Origin of the sequence: Streptomyces javensis (genome assembly GCF_039525925.1) — a bacterium.
GTDB lineage: Bacteria > Actinomycetota > Actinomycetes > Streptomycetales > Streptomycetaceae > Streptomyces > Streptomyces asiaticus.
The window spans coordinates 1-20,173 of record NZ_BAAAIF010000065.1 but is presented as its reverse complement, the minus strand read 5'-3'; the positions used below and the strand labels follow the sequence as shown (position 1 = coordinate 20,173).

Below are 20,173 nucleotides of genomic sequence, written 5' to 3'. Positions count from 1 at the left end.
CCCTCGGAGTGGGGATCCGCCCCAGGCGTCGGCCCGGGGCTCTGCCCCAGGCGTCGGAGTGGGGCTGCGCCTCCGGCCCCAGACCGGGGCTCTGCCGCAGGCGTCGGAGTGGGGCTGTGCCTCAGGCCCCGGAGTGGGGGTGTGCCCCAGACCCCGGAGTGGGGTCGCGCCCCGGGCCCTCGGAGTGGGGTTGCGCCTCCGGCCCCAGAGCGGGGCTATGCCCCAGGCGTCGGAGTGGGGCTGCGCCTCCGGCCCCAGACCGGGGCTCTGCCGCAGGCGTCGGAGTGGGGCTGTGCCTCAGGCCCCGGAGTGGGGGTGTGCCCCAGACCCCGGAGTGGGGTCGCGCCCCGGGCCCTCGGAGTGGGGTTGCGCCTCCGGCCCCAGAGCGGGGCTATGCCCCAGGCGTCGGAGTGGGGCTGCTCCCCAGGCCCCGGAGTGGGGGTGTGCCCCAGACCCCGGAGTGGGGTCGCGCCCCGGGCGTCGGAGTGGGGCTGCGCCTCCGGCCCCAGAGCGGAGCTCTGCCCCGGGCCCTCGGAGTGGGGCTGTGCCCCAGGCCCCCGAGCGGGGCTCCGCCCCAGGCCCCGGACCGGAGCTCTGCCCCAGACCCCCGAGCGGGCTTCTCCCCAGGCTCCGGGCCCAGGGCAGGGCCCCTGCCGCGCGGCGGAGCCGCACATCGAGGCGCGGGAAGGGGCGGGGAGGGGAAAGCACCGCTATGCGGCTCCGCGGGGTTCGCAGGGCGCCCTTGTAGGCCCGGTCGCCGGACGTCGCGGCGTTCGGGCGCCGTCTCGCGGTCCGGGTGGTGCCGGGCGTGCCGGACAATGGGGGCATGCCTTCCGTACTGCCTGATGGTGAGCCCATGCCCGAGGACGGCGCACTGCCCGCGACCGCTTTGGCGGGGGCGGAGCGGCGGCCGCTGGGGTTCTATCTGCATGTGCCGTACTGCGCCACCCGCTGCGGCTACTGCGATTTCAACACCTACACCGCCAGTGAGCTGCGCGGCTCCGGCGGTGTGCTCGCCTCGCGGGACAACTACGCCGAGCAGGTCGTCGAAGAGGTGCGGCTGGCGCGGAAGGTGCTGGGGGACGACCCGCGGGCCGTGGAGACCGTGTTCGTCGGCGGTGGGACCCCGACCCTGCTCGCCGCGGCGGACCTCGGGCGGATGCTCGGGGCGATCCGGGATGAGTTCGGGCTGGCCGAGGGGGCCGAGGTCACCACCGAGGCCAATCCGGAGTCGGTCGATCCGCGGTATCTGGCGGAGCTGCGGGAGGCGGGCTTCAACCGGATCTCCTTCGGGATGCAGAGCGCCCGGCAGCACGTCCTGAAGGTGCTGGACCGTACGCACACCCCAGGGCGGCCCGAGGCGTGTGTGGCCGAGGCGCGGGCGGCCGGATTCGGCCATGTGAACCTGGACCTGATCTACGGGACGCCCGGCGAGAGCGACGCGGACTGGCGTGCCTCCCTGGAGGCGGCCCTCGGGGCGGGCCCGGACCATGTCTCGGCGTATGCGCTGATCGTGGAGGAGGGCACCCAGCTGGCGCGGCGGATCCGGCGCGGCGAGGTGCCGATGACCGACGACGATGTGCACGCGGATCGCTATCTGATCGCCGAGGAGACCCTGTCGGCAGCCGGGTTCGTCTGGTACGAGGTCTCCAACTGGGCCACCTCGCCCGCCGGGCGCTGCCGCCACAACGAGTTGTACTGGCGCGGCGCCGACTGGTGGGGCGCGGGTCCCGGCGCGCACAGCCATGTGGGCGGCGTGCGGTGGTGGAACGTGAAGCACCCCGGGGCGTATGCACAGGCCCTGGGCGAGGGCCGGTCGCCCGGCGCGGGCCGGGAGCTGCTGTCCGCCGAGGAGCGCCGCGTGGAGCGGATCCTGCTGGAGCTGCGGCTGGCCGAGGGCTGCCCGCTGGAGCTGCTGCGCCCGGCCGGGGCGGCGGCCGCGGCACGGGCCCTGGAGGACGGCCTGCTGGAGCCGGAGCCGTACGGGCGCGGGCAGGCCGTGCTCACGCTCCGGGGGCGGCTGCTGGCGGACGCGGTGGTGCGGGACCTGGTGGACTGAGGCGGGGCCGTGCCGTGAGCCCCTAAGGGAACCCGTACGGGAGCCCTTACGGCGGCCGTCGGTCCGTAGGCGAGTCAATTGCCCGTACGGGAGCCATTAAGCCCTTACGGCGGCCGTCAGCCCGTACGGAGACCTCAGCCCCCTTACAGCGGCCGTCAGGCCGTCAGCCCCTTACGGCGGCCGTCAGCCCTGTGGGGCCGTCACGAAGTCGATCAATTCCTCCACCCGCCCCAGGAGCTCCGGCTGGAGGTCCTTGTAGGAGTGGACCGAGGACAGGATCCGCTGCCAGGCGGCCCCGGTGTTCTCCGGCCAGCCCAGGGCGCGGCAGACGCCCTTCTTCCAGTCCTGGCCGTGCGGCACCGTCGGCCAGGCCGGGATGGAGAGCGAGGACGGCTTCACGGCCTCCCAGATGTCGATGTAGGGGTGGCCGAGGACCAGCACATGCTCGCCGGTGACCTGCGCGGCGATGCGGGACTCCTTGGAGCCCGTCACCAGATGGTCGACGAGGACGCCGAGCCGGGCGTCCGGGCCGGGGGCGAAGTCGTCAACGATGGCGGGCAGGTCGTCGACGCCCTCCAGGTACTCCACGACGACGCCCTCGATGCGCAGATCGTCGCCCCAGACCCGCTCGACCAGCTCCGCGTCATGGCGCCCCTCGACATAGATGCGCCCCGCGCGGGCGACCCTCGCACGGGCTCCCGGCACGGCGATCGACCCCGAGGCCGTGCGCTGCGGCGCGCTGGGGGCCGCCGCGCGCGGGCGTACGAGCGTGACGACGCGCCCCTCGAGCAGAAAACCGCGCGGCTCCATGGGGAAGACGCGATGTTTGCCGAAGCGGTCCTCCAGAGTGACCGTCGGACCCTGGGCGGTCTTCTCGCAGCGGATCACCGCACCACAGAATCCGGTGGTGACCTCCTCCACGACGAGGTCCGGTTCGGCGGGGACCTCGGGGGCGGGCCGCTGCCGCTTCCAGGGCGGGGTCAGGTCCGGGTCGTACTGTCGCATCCGGATGACGATAGCGCGCGCCGGCCACCCGCTCCCGCAGGCGCACAACTGGCCGAACGACCAGGGGTGTCCGGCGGATCTTGATGCCTGCGGCGGGTTGTTCCCCACACCGCCCCAGCCCCTGCCCGCGTGGTCCGCCGGACAGCCCTAGGCGAACGACTAGAGCGAGTGACTGGAACGAGCGACTGGAGCGACGGTCAGCCGGACACGCCGAAGCGGGCGGCCAGTTCGTCGCGTTGGGCCCGTACGAACGCGGCGTCCACCACGGAGCCGTGCCCCGGGACGTACCGCGCGTCCGCGCTGCCGAGGGCGAGCAGCCGGTCGAGGGCGGCGGGCCAGTGGCCGGGGATCGCGTCGGGACCGGCCTGGGGCGTCCCGGACTCCTCCACCAGATCGCCGCAGAAGACCACCTCGGGCCGACCGGGCACCAGGACGGCCAGGTCATGGGCGGTGTGACCGGGCCCCACATTGGCCAGCAGCACCGTACGGCCGCCGAGGTCCAGGCTGAGCTCCCCGCAGACCAGGTGGTGCGGGGAGACCAGATGGTCCACCGCCTCGGTGGCGGCGTCCCGGTCCACCCCGTGGCGGATGGCGTCCTCGCGCAGCGCCTCCCGCTCGCGGCGCAGCAGCCCGTCCAGGCCCGTGGCTCCGTAGACCTCGCAGCCCGCGAAGGCGGCCGAGCCCAGGACATGGTCGAAGTGCGGATGGGTGAGCGCGATCCGGGTGGGGCGGCGGCCGGTCAGCCGGGTGATCCCGGAGCGCAGCTCGGCCCCGGCGCGCAGGGTCGCGCCGGTGTCCACGACGAGGATGTCGGTGCGTCCGACGACCACGCCGACCGTCTCGTCCCACTCCGGCATCCGACGGCGGGCCACACCGGGCGCGAGCCGCTCCCAGCCCGCCTCTTCCCAACACGTCTCCATACCGCGACGCTAGCTCAACGGGGATGGGGGAGAGTTGCTGCCAGCGGCGGCTCTTGCCCATGCCACCGCACCCCGCCGTACACTGGCGGAGGGGCTTTGGCACTCGTGCCCGGTGAGTGCCAGACGGACGACCTGATGAGACCGCTGGACTGGAGGTGCGCGGGGTGCTCAGCGAACGCAGACTCGAGGTGCTGCGTGCCATTGTCCAGGACTATGTGGGGACGGAGGAGCCGGTCGGCTCCAAGGCGCTCACCGAGCGGCACCGGCTGGGGGTCTCCCCGGCCACGGTGCGTAATGACATGGCCGCTCTGGAGGACGAGGGCTTCATCGCCCAGCCGCATACGAGCGCCGGGCGGATCCCCACGGACAAGGGCTATCGCCTCTTCGTGGACAAGCTGGCCGGAGTCAAGCCACTGTCCAGCCCGGAGCGGCGGGCCATTCAGAACTTCCTGGACGGTGCGGTCGACCTCGACGACGTGGTGGGGCGCACGGTCCGGCTGCTGGCGCAGCTGACCCGGCAGGTGGCGGTGGTGCAGTATCCGTCGCTGACCCGTTCGACGGTGCGCCATGTGGAGCTGCTCCCGCTGGCCCCGGCCCGGGTGATGCTGGTGTTGATCACCGACACGGGGCGGGTGGAGCAGCGCATGGTCGACTGCCCCACCCCGGTCACCGAGGATTCGCTCGCCGATCTGCGTGCCCGGCTCAACAGCCGGGTCGTGGGGCGGCGTTTCGCGGATGTGCCGCAGTTGGTGCAGGATCTTCCGGAGTCCTTCGAACAGGAGGACCGGGGGACCGTCTCGATCGTACTGTCGACCTTGCTCGAGACGCTCGTGGAGGAGACCGAGGAGCGGCTGATGATCGGCGGCACCGCGAACCTCACGCGTTTCGTGCATGATTTCCCCCTGACGATCCGGCCCGTTCTGGAGGCACTCGAGGAGCAGGTCGTCCTCCTCAAGCTGCTGGGCGAGGCCAAGGACTCGGGTATGACCGTGCGGATCGGGCATGAGAATGCTCACGAGGGGCTGACTGCCACCTCGGTCGTCGCGGTCGGCTACGGTTCCGGCGACGAGGCGGTCGCCAAACTCGGCGTGGTCGGACCGACCCGCATGGACTACCCCGGAACGATGGGAGCGGTACGCGCAGTGGCACGTTACGTCGGACAGATCCTGGCGGAGTCGTAAGTGGCGACGGACTACTACGCAGTCCTGGGCGTGCCTCGTGATGCCTCGCAGGACCAGATCAAGAAGGCATTCCGGCGGCTCGCCCGCGAGCTGCATCCGGACGTGAACCCGGATCCGAAGACCCAGGAGCGGTTCAAGGAGATCAACGCCGCTTACGAGGTCTTGTCGGACCCGCAGAAGAAGCAGGTCTACGACCTGGGCGGGGACCCGAACGCGGGGCCCGGCGGCGGTGGCGCCGGCGGCTTCGGCGCGGGTTTCGGCAACTTCTCCGACATCATGGACGCGTTCTTCGGCACCGCCTCGCAGCGCGGTCCGCGTTCCCGGACCCGGCGCGGTCAGGACGCGATGATCCGGCTGGACGTGGAGCTGAGCGAGGCCGCGTTCGGGACCACCAAGGACATCCAGGTCGACACCGCGGTCGTCTGCACGACGTGCAGCGGCGAGGGCGCGGCGCCGGGCACCTCGGCGCAGACCTGTGACATGTGCCGTGGTCGCGGTGAGGTCTCCCAGGTGACGCGGTCCTTCCTGGGCCAGGTCATGACCTCGCGGCCGTGCCCCCAGTGCCAGGGCTTCGGCACCGTGGTGCCGACCCCGTGCCCGGAGTGCGCGGGCGACGGCCGGATCCGCTCCCGGCGCACCCTTACGGTGAAGATCCCCGCCGGTGTGGACAACGGCACCAGGATCCAGCTGGCCGGTGAGGGCGAGGTCGGACCGGGCGGCGGCCCGGCGGGCGACCTGTACGTGGAGATCCACGAGGTGCCGCACCCCGTCTTCCAGCGGCGCGGTGACGACATGCACTGCACGGTGACGATCCCGATGACTGCGGCGGCCCTCGGCACCAAGGTGCCGCTGGAGACGCTGGACGGCCTGGAGGAGATCGACATCCGGCCCGGCACCCAGTCCGGCCAGTCGGTCCCGCTGCACCAGCGCGGCGTCACCCATCTGCGGGGCGGCGGCCGGGGCGACCTGATCGTGCACGTCGAGGTGACCACCCCGACCAAGCTGGACCCGGAGCAGGAGGAGCTGCTGCGGCGGCTGTCCAAGCTGCGCGGCGAGGAGCGCCCGACCGGCGAGTTCAAGCCGGGGCAGCAAGGGTTGTTCTCGCGGTTGAAGGACGCGTTCAACGGGCGGTAGGCGCTTCGGCCGGGGGTACGGGGGTTGGCCCCCGGGGGAGTGCGGCAAGCCGGGGCAGCAAGGGTTGTTCTCGCGGTTGAAGGACGCGTTCAACGGGCGGTAGGCGCGCCGGGCCGGGAGACGGCCCGCGCGGAGCCGCTGATCTCCGCGGCGCCCTTGATCCGGTGGTGAGCCGGTGCGGAGGGCATGACACGATGTGGCCATGTCCTCCGCGCTGACCGATCTTTACCGGTACCCGATCGTGCAGGCGCCGATGGCGGGTGGAGCCTCCTGCCCGCAGCTCGCCGCCACTGTCTCCGAGGCCGGTGGCCTCGGTTTCCTCGCCGCCGGCTACAAGACGCCGGAGGCGATGTATGAAGAGATCAAACAGCTGCGGGGGCTGACCGACCGGCCCTTCGGCATGAATCTGTTCATGCCGCAGCCGCCCAACCCCGACCCGGCCGCCGTCGCGGCCTACGGCGAGCGGCTCGCGGGCGAGGCGGCCTGGTACGAGACCTCGCTGGGCGACCCGGAGTCGGGCTCGGACGACGCGTACGACGCCAAGCTGGCCGTGCTGCTCGACAACCCCGTTCCGGTCGTCTCGTTCACCTTCGGCTGCCCGACCCGCGCCGTTCTCGACGCCCTCGCCAAGGTCGGCACCCGTACGGTCGTCACCGTGACCTCGCCCGTCGAGGCGCAGACCGCCCAGTGGGCGGGCGCCGACGCCGTCTGTGTGCAGGGTGTGGAGGCCGGCGGCCACCAGGGCACGTACAGCAATGACCCGGCCGCGGACGGGATGGGCGTCGGGCTCGGGCTGCTGTCGCTGATCACGTTGGTCCGTGAATACGTCCAGATCCCGATCATCGCGGCGGGCGGGATCATGCGCGGTTCGCAGATCGCCGCCGCGCTGTCCGCGGGCGCGGTCGCGGCCCAGCTGGGGACCGCGTTCCTGGTGTGCCCCGAGTCCGGGGCGAACGCCCTGCACAAGCAGGCGATGACGGATCCGCTGTTCGGCCGCACCGAGTTGACCCGGGCCTTCTCCGGGCGCCCGGCCCGGGGCCTGGTCAACCGCTTCATGCGCGAGCACGCCCCGTACGCGCCCGCCGCCTACCCCCAGCTGCACCACATGACCTCCGGCCTCCGTAAGGCGGCCGCCAAGGCGGGTGACCCCCAGGGGATGGCGCTGTGGGCCGGACAGGGCCACCGGCTGGCGCGTGAGCTGCCCGCCGCGCGGCTGGTGGAGACGCTCGCGGTGGAACTCGACGCGGCGCGGGCCGCGTTGGGGCTTCAGCCCCAGCGGGGTGCGGTGTCGTGACCGCCCCGGTGTTCGTGGCCGACTCCCTGGCGGGGGCGGCCGCGGGGGCCCGGGTCCGGCTGGAGGGCCCGGAGGGGCGCCACGCGGTGTCCGTAAGGCGGCTGCGCGTCGGTGAGCCGGTGGTGCTGACGGACGGCCACGGTACGGGCGTCCAGGGCACCGTGGCGGCCGTAGAGGGCAAGGACCGGCTGGAGGTCGCGGTGGACGAGGTGCGCCGGGAGACCGCCCCGGACCCGAGGATCACCGTCGTCCAGGCGCTGCCCAAGGGCGACCGGGGCGAACTGGCGGTGGAGACCATGACGGAGACGGGCGTGGACGCCGTCGTGCCGTGGTCGGCCGCCCGCTGCGTCACCCAGTGGAAGGGCGAACGGGGCCTCAAGGCGCTCGGCAAGTGGCGGTCGACCGCTCGGGAGGCGGGCAAGCAGTCGCGTCGGCTGACCTTCCCCGAGGTCACGGACGCGATGACGACCCGGCAGGTCGCCCGGCTGCTCGCCGAGGCCCGATTCGCCGCCGTGCTCCACGAGGAGGGCGGTGAGCCGCTCGCGACGGCCCAACTGCCCGCGAGTGGCGAGATCGTGCTGGTCGTCGGCCCCGAAGGGGGCGTATCCCCGGAGGAGTTGGCCACCTTCGCCGAGGCGGGCGCACGGCCGTACCGGCTGGGTCCGAGCGTGCTGCGCACCTCCACGGCCGGAACGGCGGCCGCCGCGCTGCTGCTCGGCCGCACCGGCCGCTGGGGCTGAGAGGCCCCTCCAGGGCTCCTCGCCGGGTACGTTCGCACCTGGCCGAGGACGGCCTTCCGGTTCGCGCCGGCCGATGGGAACCTACCCCCCATGGGGGTATTGAGCCAGGCAAGGCAGGCACGACGGACACGGCAGGCACGACGGACAAGACGGGGACCGGCGCTCTTCGCCGTCGCGGCGGTCGGCGCGGCGGTGGTCGCGGTGACGGCATGTGAGCCCACGGGCGGCGGCATCAGCTCCGTGACGGTCGCGATCACCACGGACCAGGTCGCCACCGAGGCGTTGGAACGGGGCGGTGTCGACGTCCGCTGGATGAGCTGCAACGCCGAGTTCAGGAACGGCCGTACGGCGGGTGCCGCTTCGCCCTCGCGGAGCGAGCGGGCCGGGGAGACCGACGCACGGGTGGACTGCCACGGCAGGACCGACAACGACAAGGACGTCAGGATCAGGGGCCGGGTCACCTACGTCCGGGAGGACCACTGCGTCCGGGGCGACTTGACCGGCCAGGTGGACGGCCGGAAGGTCTTCGAGGCGAATGTGATCGGGGAGTGCCAGGGCGGCGGCTCGGACACCGAGAGCCCCCGGCCGACCCGCAGTCACCCTTGGGAGCACCGGACCACGGAGCCCCCTGAGCCGACCCGTAGCCACCCTTGGGAGCACCGGACGACCGAGGCCCCCGAGCCGACCCGTAGCCACCCTTGGGAGCACCGGACCACGGAGGCCCCGGAGCCGACCCGCAGCCACCCCTGGGAGCATCCGACCACCGAGGGCGGCACCGGCCAGGTCGGCGCCGACGACGGCGCCGGTGAGGACGGTAAGGGCGGCACCGGAGGACGGTAAGGGCGGCACCCGGTGCGGCGGCCGGAGCGAATAGCCCGCGATCGCTTCCGTCGACAGGCCCTCCCGGTACCATCCGGACCGTACGTGCCGACGATCCTCGAGGAGCCACCGGTGGCGGGAGAACCGCAGGCCGACTGCCTGTTCTGCAAGATTGTGTCGGGGGAGGTGCCGGCCACCGTCGTCCGCGAGACGGACACCACCGTCGCCTTCCGCGACATAAACCCCCAGGCGCCCACGCACGTCCTGGTGATCCCCAAGGCGCACCACCCGGACGCGGCCTCACTCGCGGCGGCCGAACCGCAGGTCACCGCGGACGTGCTGCGTGAGGCGGGCGCGGTCGCCGCGGATGAGAAGCTCGACGAGACGGGCTACCGCGTGGTGTTCAACACCGGCTCCGGCGCCGGTCAGACCGTCTTCCACGCGCACGCCCACGTCCTGGGCGGCCGCGGGCTCAACTGGCCCCCCGGATAAGCCTTGTCCGCGCGGGAACTGATCGTCCTCGGCACCGCCAGCCAGGTGCCGACCCGGCACCGCAACCACAACGGCTATCTGCTGCGCTGGGACGGCGAGGGCCTGCTGTTCGACCCCGGCGAGGGCACCCAGCGCCAGATGCTGAGGGCCGGGGTCGCCGCGCATGACATCGACCGGATCTGTGTCACGCACTTTCACGGGGACCACTCCCTGGGCCTGGCCGGGGTGATCCAGCGGATCAACCTGGACCGGGTGCCGCACCGGGTGACCGCCCACTACCCGGCGAGCGGACAGCGGTTCTTCGAGCGGCTGCGCTACGCGACGGCCTACCGCGAGACGGTCGCGCTGACCGAGGAGCCGGTCGCCGGTGACGGCGCGGTGCTGGCCCGTGCCCCCGCGTACACGCTGGAGGCCGCCCGGCTCTCGCACCCCGTCGAGTCCTACGGCTATCGCCTGATCGAACCGGACGGCCGCAGGATGCTGCCCGAGCGGCTCGCCGCGCTCGGCGTCCGGGGGCCGGACATCGGCCGGCTCCAGCGGGACCGGGTGCTGGAGATCGAGGGGCGCACGGTGGCGATCGAGGAGGTCAGCGAGGTGCGCCGGGGGCAGCGCTTCGCGTTCATCATGGACACCCGGCTGTGCGACGGCGCGGACGCCCTGGCGCAGGGGTGCGATCTGCTGGTCATCGAGTCGACCTTCCTGGACGAGGACGAGGCCCTGGCCGTCGAGTACGGGCATCTGACCGCCGGGCAGGCCGCCCGGCTCGCCGCCGGGGCGGGGGTGCGGCATCTGGTGCTGACGCACTTCTCGCAGCGCTACGGCGACCCCTCCGAGTTCGAGCGTCAGGCGCGGGACGCGGGGTTCGACGGGGAGCTCACGGTCGCCCAGGACCTGATGACGGTGGCGCTGCCCAAACGGCGCTGAGGGCGCCCGGGCGGGGGCGTGGGGGCCGCGATGACCGCCGCGTCTCGGCAGAGGCGTGGGGGCCGCTGACCGCCGCACCCCTGCGCGGGCGGCGGGCCCGATGACCGCCGAGACGGGACCGATGACCGCCGAGACGGGACCGACGACCGCCGAGGGTGACGGTGGGCCGGACCCCGGCCCGTTGTCGGTGCCATCGTGCACACTGGCCGCACCCGCATCAGACGGCGGAGGCGGACCGGCAAGACCTGGGAGAGCGCGGTGACGACACACGAGGGCGACAAGCTCACGGCGGGCTACCACCTGCTCGACCCGCTCGCGAACGTGCGCCGCCCCGGCGACGCGGACTGCGACGTCTATCTGACCGGCACGGTCTTCCTGGACATTATCTTCACCGGTCTGGACAGCGCCCCCGTCCGCGGCACCGAGTCCTGGGCCCGCGGCATGGGCTCGAGCCCCGGTGGCGTCGCCAATATGGCCACCGCCCTGGCCCGGCTCGGCCTGCGCACCTCGCTCGCCGCCGCCTTCGGCGACGACCACTACGGGGACTACTGCCGGGACGCCCTGGACCACGGCGAGGGCATCGATCTGTCGCTCTCCCGCACGATCCCCGGCTGGCACTCCCCGGTGACCGTCTCCATGGCCTACGAGGGCGAGCGGACCATGGTCTCCCACGGCCATGAGGCCCCGCCGCCCGAGGCGCCCGCGCCCAGCTGCCCGCCCCCGGCCCGCGCCGCCGTGGCCTCCCTGGTGCCCGGCCGCGGCCAGGAGTGGGTCGCCGAGGCCGCCCGCCGCGGCAGCAGGGTCTTCGCGGACGTCGGCTGGGACGACACCGGCCGCTGGGACCCGGCCGACCTCTCCGAGCTGGAGCACTGCGAGGCGTTCCTGCCCAACGCCGAGGAGGCGATGCGCTACACCCGCACCGACTGCCCGCGCGCCGCCGCCCGGGCCCTGTCCGACCGGGTGCCGCTGGCCGTCGTCACGCTCGGCTCCGAGGGGGCGTACGCGGTCGACGGCCGCACCGGCGAGACCGCCGAGGTGCCCGCGATCTCCGTGGAGGCCCTGGACCCGACCGGGGCCGGGGACGTGTTCGTGGCCGGTTTCGTCACCGGCACGCTCGCCGAGTGGCCGCTCGCCGACCGGCTGGCCTTCGCGGGGCTGACCGCCGCGCTGTCGGTGCAGGAGTTCGGCGGCTCGCTGTCGGCGCCCGGCTGGGTCGAGATCGCCGCCTGGTGGCAGCACGCCCGCGCCTACGACGACCAGCCCGCCCGCGCGCTGCGCCGCTACGCCTTCCTCGACCGGCTGCTCCCGGCCGCCGCCCGCCCCTGGCCGCTGCGCCGGGCCGTCCCGACGATCGGTTTCCGCCAGGCGTAGCGCGGGGCGCGGGCCGGGCCTGGCGCCGGGGCCCCGGCCCCCGGACGGTCAGGAGTCGCGGGAGGACCCGGATGGCGGGGCGATGAGCGGATAGGAGTAAAAGGGCTCGGGTGTTGTCGGTGCTCCGTCGTACCCTGGAACCCAAGGTTGTCGAGCGGCGAGAACCCTGTATCGGAGGTAGAAGCAGGCCAGAGAGCCGGCCCATGACGCAACCAACCACAGCACCGCAGGCGCATGCGCAGTTCACGGTCCCGAGCAAGCACCCCATGGTCATGGTCCTGGGATCCGGTGACGCGCTGCTCCGTGTGATCGAGAACGCGTTCCCGGCGACCGATATTCATGTACGGGGCAATGAAGTCAGCGCCACCGGGGACCCGAAGGAAGTCGCCCTGGTCCAGCGTCTGTTCGATGAGATGATGCTGGTGCTCCGCACCGGTCAACCGATGACGGAGGATGCGGTGGAGCGCTCGATCTCCATGCTGCGCGCGGCTGAGAACGGCGGAAGCGAGGTGCAGGAGACGCCCGCCGAGGTGCTCACCCAGAACATCCTCTCCAACCGCGGCCGCACCATCCGCCCCAAGACGCTCAACCAGAAGCGCTATGTCGACGCCATCGACAAGCACACGGTCGTCTTCGGCATCGGCCCCGCGGGCACCGGCAAGACCTATCTCGCTATGGCCAAGGCGGTCCAGGCGCTCCAGTCCAAGCAGGTCAACCGGATCATCCTGACCCGGCCCGCGGTCGAGGCGGGGGAGCGGCTCGGCTTCCTCCCCGGCACCCTCTACGAGAAGATCGACCCGTATCTGCGGCCGCTCTACGACGCGCTGCACGACATGCTCGACCCCGACTCCATCCCGCGCCTGATGGCCGCGGGCACGATCGAGGTCGCGCCGCTGGCGTACATGCGTGGCCGTACGCTCAATGACGCGTTCATCATCCTCGACGAGGCCCAGAACACGAACCCCGAGCAGATGAAGATGTTCCTCACCCGGCTCGGCTTCGACTCCAAGATAGTGATCACGGGCGACATCACCCAGATCGACCTCCCCGGCGGGACCAAGAGCGGTCTGCGCCAGGTGCGGGAGATCCTGGACGGCGTCGATGATGTTCACTTCTCCATGCTCACCAGCACCGACGTGGTCCGTCACAAGCTGGTCGGCCGGATCGTCGACGCATACGACCAGTACGACAGCCGCAACGGAAAGTAACCGCGAACCCCCATGGCGATCGACGTCAACAACGAATCCGGTACCGATATCGACGAGCGGGCGGTGCTGGACATCGCCCGCTACGCGCTCGCCCGGATGCGTATCCACCCGCTCTCCGAACTCTCGGTGATCGTCGTCGACGCCGACGCCATGGAGCAGCTGCACATCCAGTGGATGGATCTGCCGGGTCCGACCGATGTCATGTCCTTCCCGATGGACGAGCTGCGCCCGCCGGCCAAGGACGACGAGGAGCCCCCGCAGGGCCTCCTCGGGGACATCGTGCTCTGCCCCGAAGTGGCCAAGAAGCAGGGGGAGGAGGCGCCGACCGGGCACTCCATGGACGAGGAGCTCCAGCTGCTCACCGTCCACGGCGTCCTCCACCTCCTCGGCTATGACCACGAGGAGGCGGACGAGCGCGCCGAGATGTTCGGCCTCCAGGCCGCCATCGTCGACGGCTGGCGCGCGGAGCAGGGCGTCACCGGCCCCTCCCCGGCCCCCACCGTCCGATGAGCGCGCAGCTCGTCACCGCGGCCGTCCTGCTGGTCGTGGTGGCATGGCTGGCGGCCTGCGCGGAGGCCGGCCTGGCCCGCACCACCCGGTTCCGCGCCGAGGAGGCCGTGCGCTCCGGGCGCCGGGGCAGCGCCAAGCTGATGCTCGTCGCCGAGGACCCCACCCGCTATCTCAACGTGGCCCTGCTGGTCCGGGTCGCCTGCGAGGTCGCGGCGGGCGCGGTCGTCACCTTCGCGAGCCTGCGCGAGTTCCCCGAGACCTGGAAGGCGCTGACCGTCGCGATCGGCGTGATGGTCCTGGTGTCGTATGTGGCCGTCGGCGTCTCCCCGCGCACCATCGGCGCCCAGCATCCGCTCAACACCGCGACCGTCGCCGCCTATGTGCTGATCCCGCTGGCCCGGGTCATGGGCCCCATCCCGCCGCTGCTGATCCTCCTCGGTAACGCGCTGACGCCCGGTAAGGGCTTCCGCAAGGGCCCGTTCGCCTCCGAGGCCGAGCTGCGCGCCCTGGTGGACCTCGCCGAGCAGGAGTCGCTGATCGAGGACGAGGAGCGGCGCATGGTCCACTCCGTCTTCGAGCTCGGCGACACCCTGGTGCGCGAGGTGATGGTGCCGCGCACCGACCTCGTGGTCATCGAGCGCTTCAAGACCATCCGGCAGGCCCTCACCCTCGCGCTGCGCTCCGGCTTCTCCCGGATCCCGGTCACCGGGGAGAACGAGGACGACATCGTGGGGATCGTCTACCTTAAGGACCTGGTCCGCAAGACGCACATCAACCGCGAGGCCGAGGCCGAGCTGGTCTCCACCGCGATGCGGCCCGCCGCCTTCGTCCCGGACACCAAGAACGCGGGCGATCTGCTGCGCGAGATGCAGCAGGAGCGCAACCACGTGGCCGTGGTGATCGACGAGTACGGCGGCACGGCGGGGATCGTCACCATCGAGGACATCCTCGAGGAGATCGTCGGCGAGATCACCGACGAGTACGACCGTGAGCTGCCGCCCGTCGAGGACCTCGGCGACGGCACCCACCGGGTGACCGCCCGGCTCGCCCTGGGCGACCTCGGGGAGCTGTACGGCACGGATCTGGAGGACGAGGACGTCGAGACGGTGGGCGGGCTGCTCGCCAAGGCGCTGGGCCGGGTGCCGATCGCGGGCGCCAGGGCCGAGGTCGACGTCCCCGAGGGCGGGGTGGACCCCGCGCTCAAGGCGCTGCGGCTGACCGCCGAGTCCCCGGCGGGCCGCCGCAACCGCATCGTCACGGTGCTGGTCGAGCCGGTCCGCGAAACCGCCGCGGCCGAGCCGGAGTAACCCCCGCGCAAACCGTGATACGGCCCCGCCCACACCCCGTGGGCGGGGCCGCGCCGTGCGCACTGTGCTCCGCCGACCCGACCCGACCCGGCCCGGCCCCGCCCACCTCCCGCGCTCCCACCTTCCGCGCTCCCGCCGTACGCGCCGGGGCGCGGCACCCGCCCGTACGGCAGCGGCCCCTCGCGCCAGCGCATCGGCAACGCGCGGTCCGCGCTGCGCCATCCGGGTGGAATAGCCGTCCGCTCCCTGGCCCATCTGGCGTAGGCGCCCGCTTACTTGCAGATACCGACTGGTGGGTCGCCCATACCTCTGTCGGGGGACAGTCGGCCTGTCTGCTTTGACGTAGACAGGTCGGCCGTATGGGCACCCCCGCACAGAGGCCAGGCTCCGCGCGGCATGCTTCGCGCGGAGCCGGGCGGCTCATCCCCCTGAGCTCAGGAAAGGGCGGCCGCTTCCATGTCCACCACCACGGTGACCTCCACGCCGAACCCCTCCGTCTTCGGTCAATCCGTCACCTACACCGCAACCGTCACCGGTATCACCGCCGGGACCCCTCCCTGGGGCGACGTGACCTTCGTCATCGCCGGAGGCCCGACCCTCGGACCCGTGACACTCACCCAGACCGGGGTCGACTCCGGCACGGCCAGCGTGACCGACTCCACCCTCGCCGTCGGCTCCCATCTGGTCACGGCGAACTTCGTCAACTCCAGCGATCCTGCGGACAATTCGACCGGCACGACCATCCAGCAGGTCAACCAGGCGGCGACCACCACCACCGTCACCTTCGTCCCGCCCGCGCCCGTCTGCGGGGAGACCGTGACCCTGACGGCCAATGTGGCGGCGTCGCCCCCGGGCAGCGGCACCCCCACCGGCACGGTCACCTTCATCATCAGCGCCGACGGGCCCACGGTGACCGGGACTCTCGACGGGGCCGGGAACGCCTCCGTGACCGTTCCCGCCCTGAGCGTGGGCACGCACCAGGTCGCCGCGTTCTACAACGGCGACACCAGCTTCGCCCCGTCCAACTCGCCCTTGACGCCGCTCACCATCAACCCCGCGGCCTCGACCACGACCCTCACCACCTCCCCCGCCTCGCCGGTCTGCGGTGAGGACGTGACCCTGTGCGCCCAGGTGGCCGTCGTCGCGCCCGGCACCTGCACCCCGACGGGCACGGTGACGTTCACCGTCGCCGGCGGTCCGACGCTCACGGGCACCCTGGACGCGACCGGCCAGGCGTGCGTGACCACCAGCGCCATCCCGGTGGGGACCCATGCCGTGACGGCCACCTACAACGGCAACGGGGACGTCGCGGGCTCGAACGACACCGGATCGGTGACGGTCGGTCAGGGAGCCTCGACGACGACGGTCTCGGTGACCCCGGCCGCACCGGTCTGCGGTGAGTCGATCACCATCTGCGCCCAGGTGACGGTGTCGCCGCCGAGCACCTGCACGCCCACGGGCACGGTGACCTTCGTGATCACCGGCGGCCCGACCCTGACGGGCACGCTGGACGCCAGCGGCCAGGCGTGCGTGACAACCAACGCCCTGACCGCGGGGTCGTACACCGTGACCGCCACCTACGGGGGCAGCACGGACATCGCGGGCTCCACCGGCACCGCGTCGATCACCGTGGGCCAGGGCGTCTCGGGTATCTCGGCGAGCATCTCGCCCAGCCCGTCCGTCTGCGGTGAGCCGGTGACCATCTGCGCGGACGTGAGCGTCGCGCCGCCGAGCACATGCATCCCCACCGGGAACGTGACGTTCGCCGTCTCCGGTGGTCCGACCCTGACGGGCATGCTGGACGCGACCGGTCAGGCATGCGTGACGACCAGTGCCATTCCGGTCGGCACCCACAGCGTGACCATCACCTACCCGGGCGACGGGGACGTCCTGGGCTCGACGACGACCCTCCCCCTGACGGTGAACCAGGCGTCCTCGACGACCGCGCTGACCATCACACCCCCCTCAGCGTCGTGCGGCCAGTCGGTGACCCTGTGCGCGCAGGTCACCACGACCCCGCCCGGCACGTGCGCCCCGACCGGGACGGTGACGTTCACGATCGCGGGTGGTCCGACCCTGACCGGGACGGTGAACGCCAGTGGTCAGGCGTGTGTGACGACCAGTGCCATTCCGGTCGGCACCCACGCGGTGACGGCCACCTACGGGGGCAGCACCAGCGTCGCCGGGTCGACCGCGTCCGGGTCCGTCACGGTCAACCAGGGCGTCTCCACCACGACCCTGAGCTTCCTGCCCACCTCTCCGGTGTGCGGCCAGCCGGTGACCCTGTGCGCCCAGGTGACGGTCGCGGCGCCCAGCACGTGCACCCCGACCGGGACGGTGACGTTCACGATCGCGGGCGGCCCGACCCTGATCGGAACGCTGGACGCGACCGGCCAGGCGTGTGTGACGACCAGTGCCATTCCGGTCGGCACCCACGCGGTGACGGCCACGTACGCGGGCAACACGGGCGTGGCGGGCTCCTCGACCTCCGGGTCCATCACCGTCGGCCAGGCCGCGTCCACGACCGCGCTGACCATCACGCCCCCCTCCCCGGTGTGCGGCCAGTCGGTGACCCTGTGCGCCCAGGTGACCACGACCGCGCCCGGCACGTGTGCCCCGACCGGGACGGTGACGTTCACGATCGCGGGTGGTCCGACCCTGACCGGGACGCTGAACGCCAGCGGCCAGGCGTGTGTGACGACCAGTGCCATTCCGGTGGGCACGCACGCGGTGACGGCCACGTACGGGGGCAACACGGGCGTGGCGGGCTCCTCGGCCTCCGGATCCGTCACCGTCGGCCAGGCGGCCACCACGACCACACTCACCTCCTCGCCGAACCCGTCCACCCCCGGCCAGACCGTGACGTTCACCGCCACCGTGTCCGCGGTGCCGCCCGCGACGGGCACGCCGACCGGGACCGTGACGTTCGTGATCAGCGGCGGGCCCACCCTCACCGGCACGCTCAACGCCTCCGGAGTGGCGACGGCCAGCACCAACACGCTCACCACCGGCGCGCACACGGTCACCGCCACCTACGGCGGCGACACCTGCTTCGCCGGTTCCACCTCGCCGACCATCACCCAGAACGTGGCCGTGGCGCCGACCGGGACCACCGTGACCGCCACCCCGGCCACCATCCGGCTGCGGATCAACGGCACGTTCGTCATCCCGACCCTGAGCGCGACCCTGAGGGACGCGTCGAACAACCCGATCCCCGGCCAGACCCTCACCTTCGTCGCCAACTCCGTACTGGGCCCGATCCCGCTGGGCAGCGCGGTCACCAATGCCAGCGGTACGGCCACGCTCAGCAACGTCGCCGTCCCGCCGACGGTGATCACCGCCTCGACATACACCGCCTCCTTCGCGGGCGCGCCGGGCCTGAGCCCGTCGTCGGGTTCGGCCTCGCTGACCTTCCAGCCGACGCCGCTCCTCCCGTAGCGCGCATGAAGCACTGAGCACAACCGCACAACCGCACAACGCACAACCGCACAACCGCGTATCGCCCGCGCCGGGCCGCCACACCGTGGCCCGGCGCGGGCCGCCGTCCGCACACCGGCGTCACCGCCGGTCAACGCCCCGCATATGCTCATCCGCATGAGCGAAGCAGCGCAGTTGGACCCCGAAGACCGCAAGATCATCACGCTGGCCCGCTCCGTGCGGGCCCGCAACTCGGTGCCGGAGGGCGCCGCCGTCCGCGACGAGACGGGACGTACGTATGTGGCCGGGACGGTGGCCCTCGACTCGCTGAAGCTGAGCGCCCTCCAGACCGCCGTCGCCATGGCCGTGGCGAGCGGTGCCTCGTCCCTGGAGGCCGCGGCCGTGGTGACCGACGCGGAGAGCGCCTCGGACGAAGACCGCGCGGCCGTACGGGACCTCGGCGGGGCCGGGACCCCGGTGCTGCTGGCGGGCCCCGACGGCACCCTGCGGGCCACGCTGGACGCCTGACCCGGCCCACCCGCCCCCGGCGGCCGTACGAGGCCGGGACGGCTGGTCCGAGCGGGTCGGGGCATCGGGGAGAATGGGGGCCATGACTGCCGGTACCTCCCCGTCCCCGACCGAGCAGCGGGAGACCCCGCACCGCTCGGGCTTCGCCTGCTTCGTCGGCCGCCCCAACGCGGGCAAGTCGACCCTGACCAACGCGCTGGTGGGGACGAAGGTCGCGATCACCTCGAACCGCCCGCAGACCACCCGTCACACCGTCCGCGGCATCGTGCACCGCCCCGACGCCCAGCTGGTGCTCGTCGACACCCCCGGTCTGCACAAGCCGCGCACGCTGCTCGGCGAGCGGCTCAACGATGTGGTGCGCACCACCTGGGCCGAAGTCGACGTCATCGGCTTCTGCCTGCCCGCCGACCAGAAGCTGGGCCCCGGTGACCGCTATATCGCCACCGAGCTCGCGGGGATCAAGAAGACCCCCAAGGTCGCGATCGTCACCAAGACCGACCTGGTCGAGCCCGAGCAGCTGGCCCAGCAACTGATCGCCATCGACCGGCTCGGCAAGGAGCTGGGCATCGAGTGGGCCGAGATCGTCCCGGTGTCGGCCGTAGGTGACCAGCAGGTGGATCTGCTGGCGGATCTGCTGGTCCCGCTGCTGCCCGAGGGCCCGACGCTCTACGCCGAGGGCGACCTTACGGATGAGCCCGAGCAGGTCATGGTGGCCGAGCTGATCCGGGAGGCCGCGCTGGAGGGCGTACGGGACGAACTGCCGCACTCCATCGCGGTGGTGGTGGAGGAGATGCTGCCCCGCGAGGGCCGCCCCGCGGACCGGCCGCTCCTGGACATCCACGCCAACCTCTACATCGAGCGGCCCAGCCAGAAGGGCATCATCATCGGCCCCAAGGGCCGCCGTCTGAAGGACGTGGGCACCAAGTCCCGCAAGCACATTGAGGCGCTGCTGGGTACGCCGGTCTTCCTCGATCTGCATGTGAAGGTCGCGAAGGATTGGCAGCGTGACCCGAAGCAGCTGCGCAAGCTGGGGTTCTGAGCCCGGCGCGTTGGCGCCTGTGGCGGGCTGTTCCCCGCCCCGCCCCTTCCCGCTATCAGGGGCTTCGCCCCTGGACCCCGGGGTCTGCGGCGGAGCCCCAGTTTCGGGAAGGGGCGGGGAGGGGGAAGGGCGGTTTCTAGGAGTCGTCGCAACACGTGGTTGTGTTGATCAGGCTGCGAGCAGTTTATGCAGGCGCTCGGCTGGGGTTTCCCAGCCGAGCGTTTT

At 72.3% G+C, this 20,173-nt stretch carries 17 protein-coding genes; 15 read left to right on the top strand and 2 right to left on the bottom strand.

From position 1 onward, the window contains the following. The first annotated feature begins 826 nt into the window (after positions 1–826). Entirely contained in the window at positions 827–2,059 is a 1,233-nt protein-coding gene (hemW, locus tag ABD329_RS37570) for a radical SAM family heme chaperone HemW (protein ID WP_198279413.1), read from the top strand. Between the two features lie 183 nt (positions 2,060–2,242). Here hemW and ABD329_RS37565 read toward each other — a convergent pair whose 3' ends face one another. Next, positions 2,243–3,064 carry a DUF3097 domain-containing protein gene (locus tag ABD329_RS37565; RefSeq protein WP_198279414.1) on the bottom strand — a complete coding sequence of 274 codons (822 nt, stop codon included), beginning with the start codon at positions 3,062–3,064 and terminating at the stop codon, positions 2,243–2,245. A 197-nt stretch (positions 3,065–3,261) separates the two neighbouring features. Then, positions 3,262–3,984 carry an MBL fold metallo-hydrolase gene (locus ABD329_RS37560; protein ID WP_198279415.1) on the bottom strand — a complete coding sequence of 241 codons (723 nt, stop codon included), beginning with the start codon at positions 3,982–3,984 and terminating at the stop codon, positions 3,262–3,264. A 164-nt stretch (positions 3,985–4,148) separates the two neighbouring features. Here ABD329_RS37560 and hrcA point away from each other — a divergent pair, with 164 nt between their 5' ends. The 14 genes from hrcA to era all read left to right on the top strand — a co-directional run bounded on the left by hrcA (position 4,149) and on the right by era (position 19,948). After that, complete coding sequence (gene hrcA / locus ABD329_RS37555; RefSeq protein ID WP_086884076.1) at positions 4,149–5,165, top strand: heat-inducible transcriptional repressor HrcA; 1,017 nt, start codon at positions 4,149–4,151, stop codon at positions 5,163–5,165. Continuing rightward, on the top strand, positions 5,166–6,299 hold the full coding sequence (gene dnaJ / locus ABD329_RS37550; RefSeq protein WP_037946013.1) for a molecular chaperone DnaJ: 1,134 nt from the start codon (positions 5,166–5,168) through the stop codon (positions 6,297–6,299). It abuts the gene before it with no gap. Positions 6,300–6,501: 202 nt separating this feature from the next. Continuing rightward, the gene (locus ABD329_RS37545) at positions 6,502–7,593 is read left to right on the top strand and encodes a nitronate monooxygenase (RefSeq protein WP_198279416.1); all 1,092 of its coding nucleotides are present in this window, start codon (positions 6,502–6,504) and stop codon (positions 7,591–7,593) included. Beyond that, positions 7,590–8,333, top strand: a complete 744-nt coding sequence (locus tag ABD329_RS37540; protein WP_198279417.1) for a 16S rRNA (uracil(1498)-N(3))-methyltransferase — start codon at positions 7,590–7,592, stop codon at positions 8,331–8,333. The genes ABD329_RS37545 and ABD329_RS37540 overlap by 4 nt, the downstream gene beginning before the upstream one ends. Positions 8,334–8,534: 201 nt before the next feature. After that, positions 8,535–9,173, top strand: coding sequence for a hypothetical protein (locus tag ABD329_RS37535; RefSeq protein ID WP_198279418.1), 639 nt, complete (start codon positions 8,535–8,537; stop codon positions 9,171–9,173). 111 nt (positions 9,174–9,284) lie between these two features. Further along, the gene (locus ABD329_RS37530) at positions 9,285–9,644 is read left to right on the top strand and encodes a histidine triad nucleotide-binding protein (protein ID WP_198279419.1); all 360 of its coding nucleotides are present in this window, start codon (positions 9,285–9,287) and stop codon (positions 9,642–9,644) included. A 3-nt stretch (positions 9,645–9,647) separates the two neighbouring features. Next, a complete protein-coding gene (locus ABD329_RS37525) occupies positions 9,648–10,568 on the top strand; it encodes a ribonuclease Z (protein ID WP_198279420.1) in 921 nt (306 codons plus the stop codon). 258 nt (positions 10,569–10,826) lie between these two features. Continuing rightward, a complete protein-coding gene (locus ABD329_RS37520; protein ID WP_344317554.1) occupies positions 10,827–11,939 on the top strand; it encodes a carbohydrate kinase family protein in 1,113 nt (370 codons plus the stop codon). A 203-nt stretch (positions 11,940–12,142) separates the two neighbouring features. Further along, entirely contained in the window at positions 12,143–13,147 is a 1,005-nt protein-coding gene (locus ABD329_RS37515; protein ID WP_138915706.1) for a PhoH family protein, read from the top strand. A 12-nt stretch (positions 13,148–13,159) separates the two neighbouring features. Beyond that, positions 13,160–13,657, top strand: coding sequence for an rRNA maturation RNase YbeY (gene ybeY / locus ABD329_RS37510; protein ID WP_020871394.1), 498 nt, complete (start codon positions 13,160–13,162; stop codon positions 13,655–13,657). Next, complete coding sequence (locus ABD329_RS37505) at positions 13,654–14,964, top strand: hemolysin family protein (protein ID WP_198281787.1); 1,311 nt, start codon at positions 13,654–13,656, stop codon at positions 14,962–14,964. Before ybeY ends, ABD329_RS37505 begins: the two co-directional genes overlap by 4 nt. 456 nt (positions 14,965–15,420) lie before the next feature. Further along, positions 15,421–18,402: a beta strand repeat-containing protein gene (locus ABD329_RS37500; protein ID WP_198281752.1), complete on the top strand. Its 2,982-nt coding sequence runs from the start codon at positions 15,421–15,423 to the stop codon at positions 18,400–18,402. Between the two features lie 156 nt (positions 18,403–18,558). Further along, on the top strand, positions 18,559–18,909 hold the full coding sequence (locus tag ABD329_RS37495; protein WP_344317550.1) for a cytidine deaminase: 351 nt from the start codon (positions 18,559–18,561) through the stop codon (positions 18,907–18,909). Positions 18,910–18,991: 82 nt separating this feature from the next. After that, positions 18,992–19,948, top strand: coding sequence for a GTPase Era (gene era / locus ABD329_RS37490; RefSeq protein ID WP_198282445.1), 957 nt, complete (start codon positions 18,992–18,994; stop codon positions 19,946–19,948). Positions 19,949–20,173: the final 225 nt, after the last annotated feature.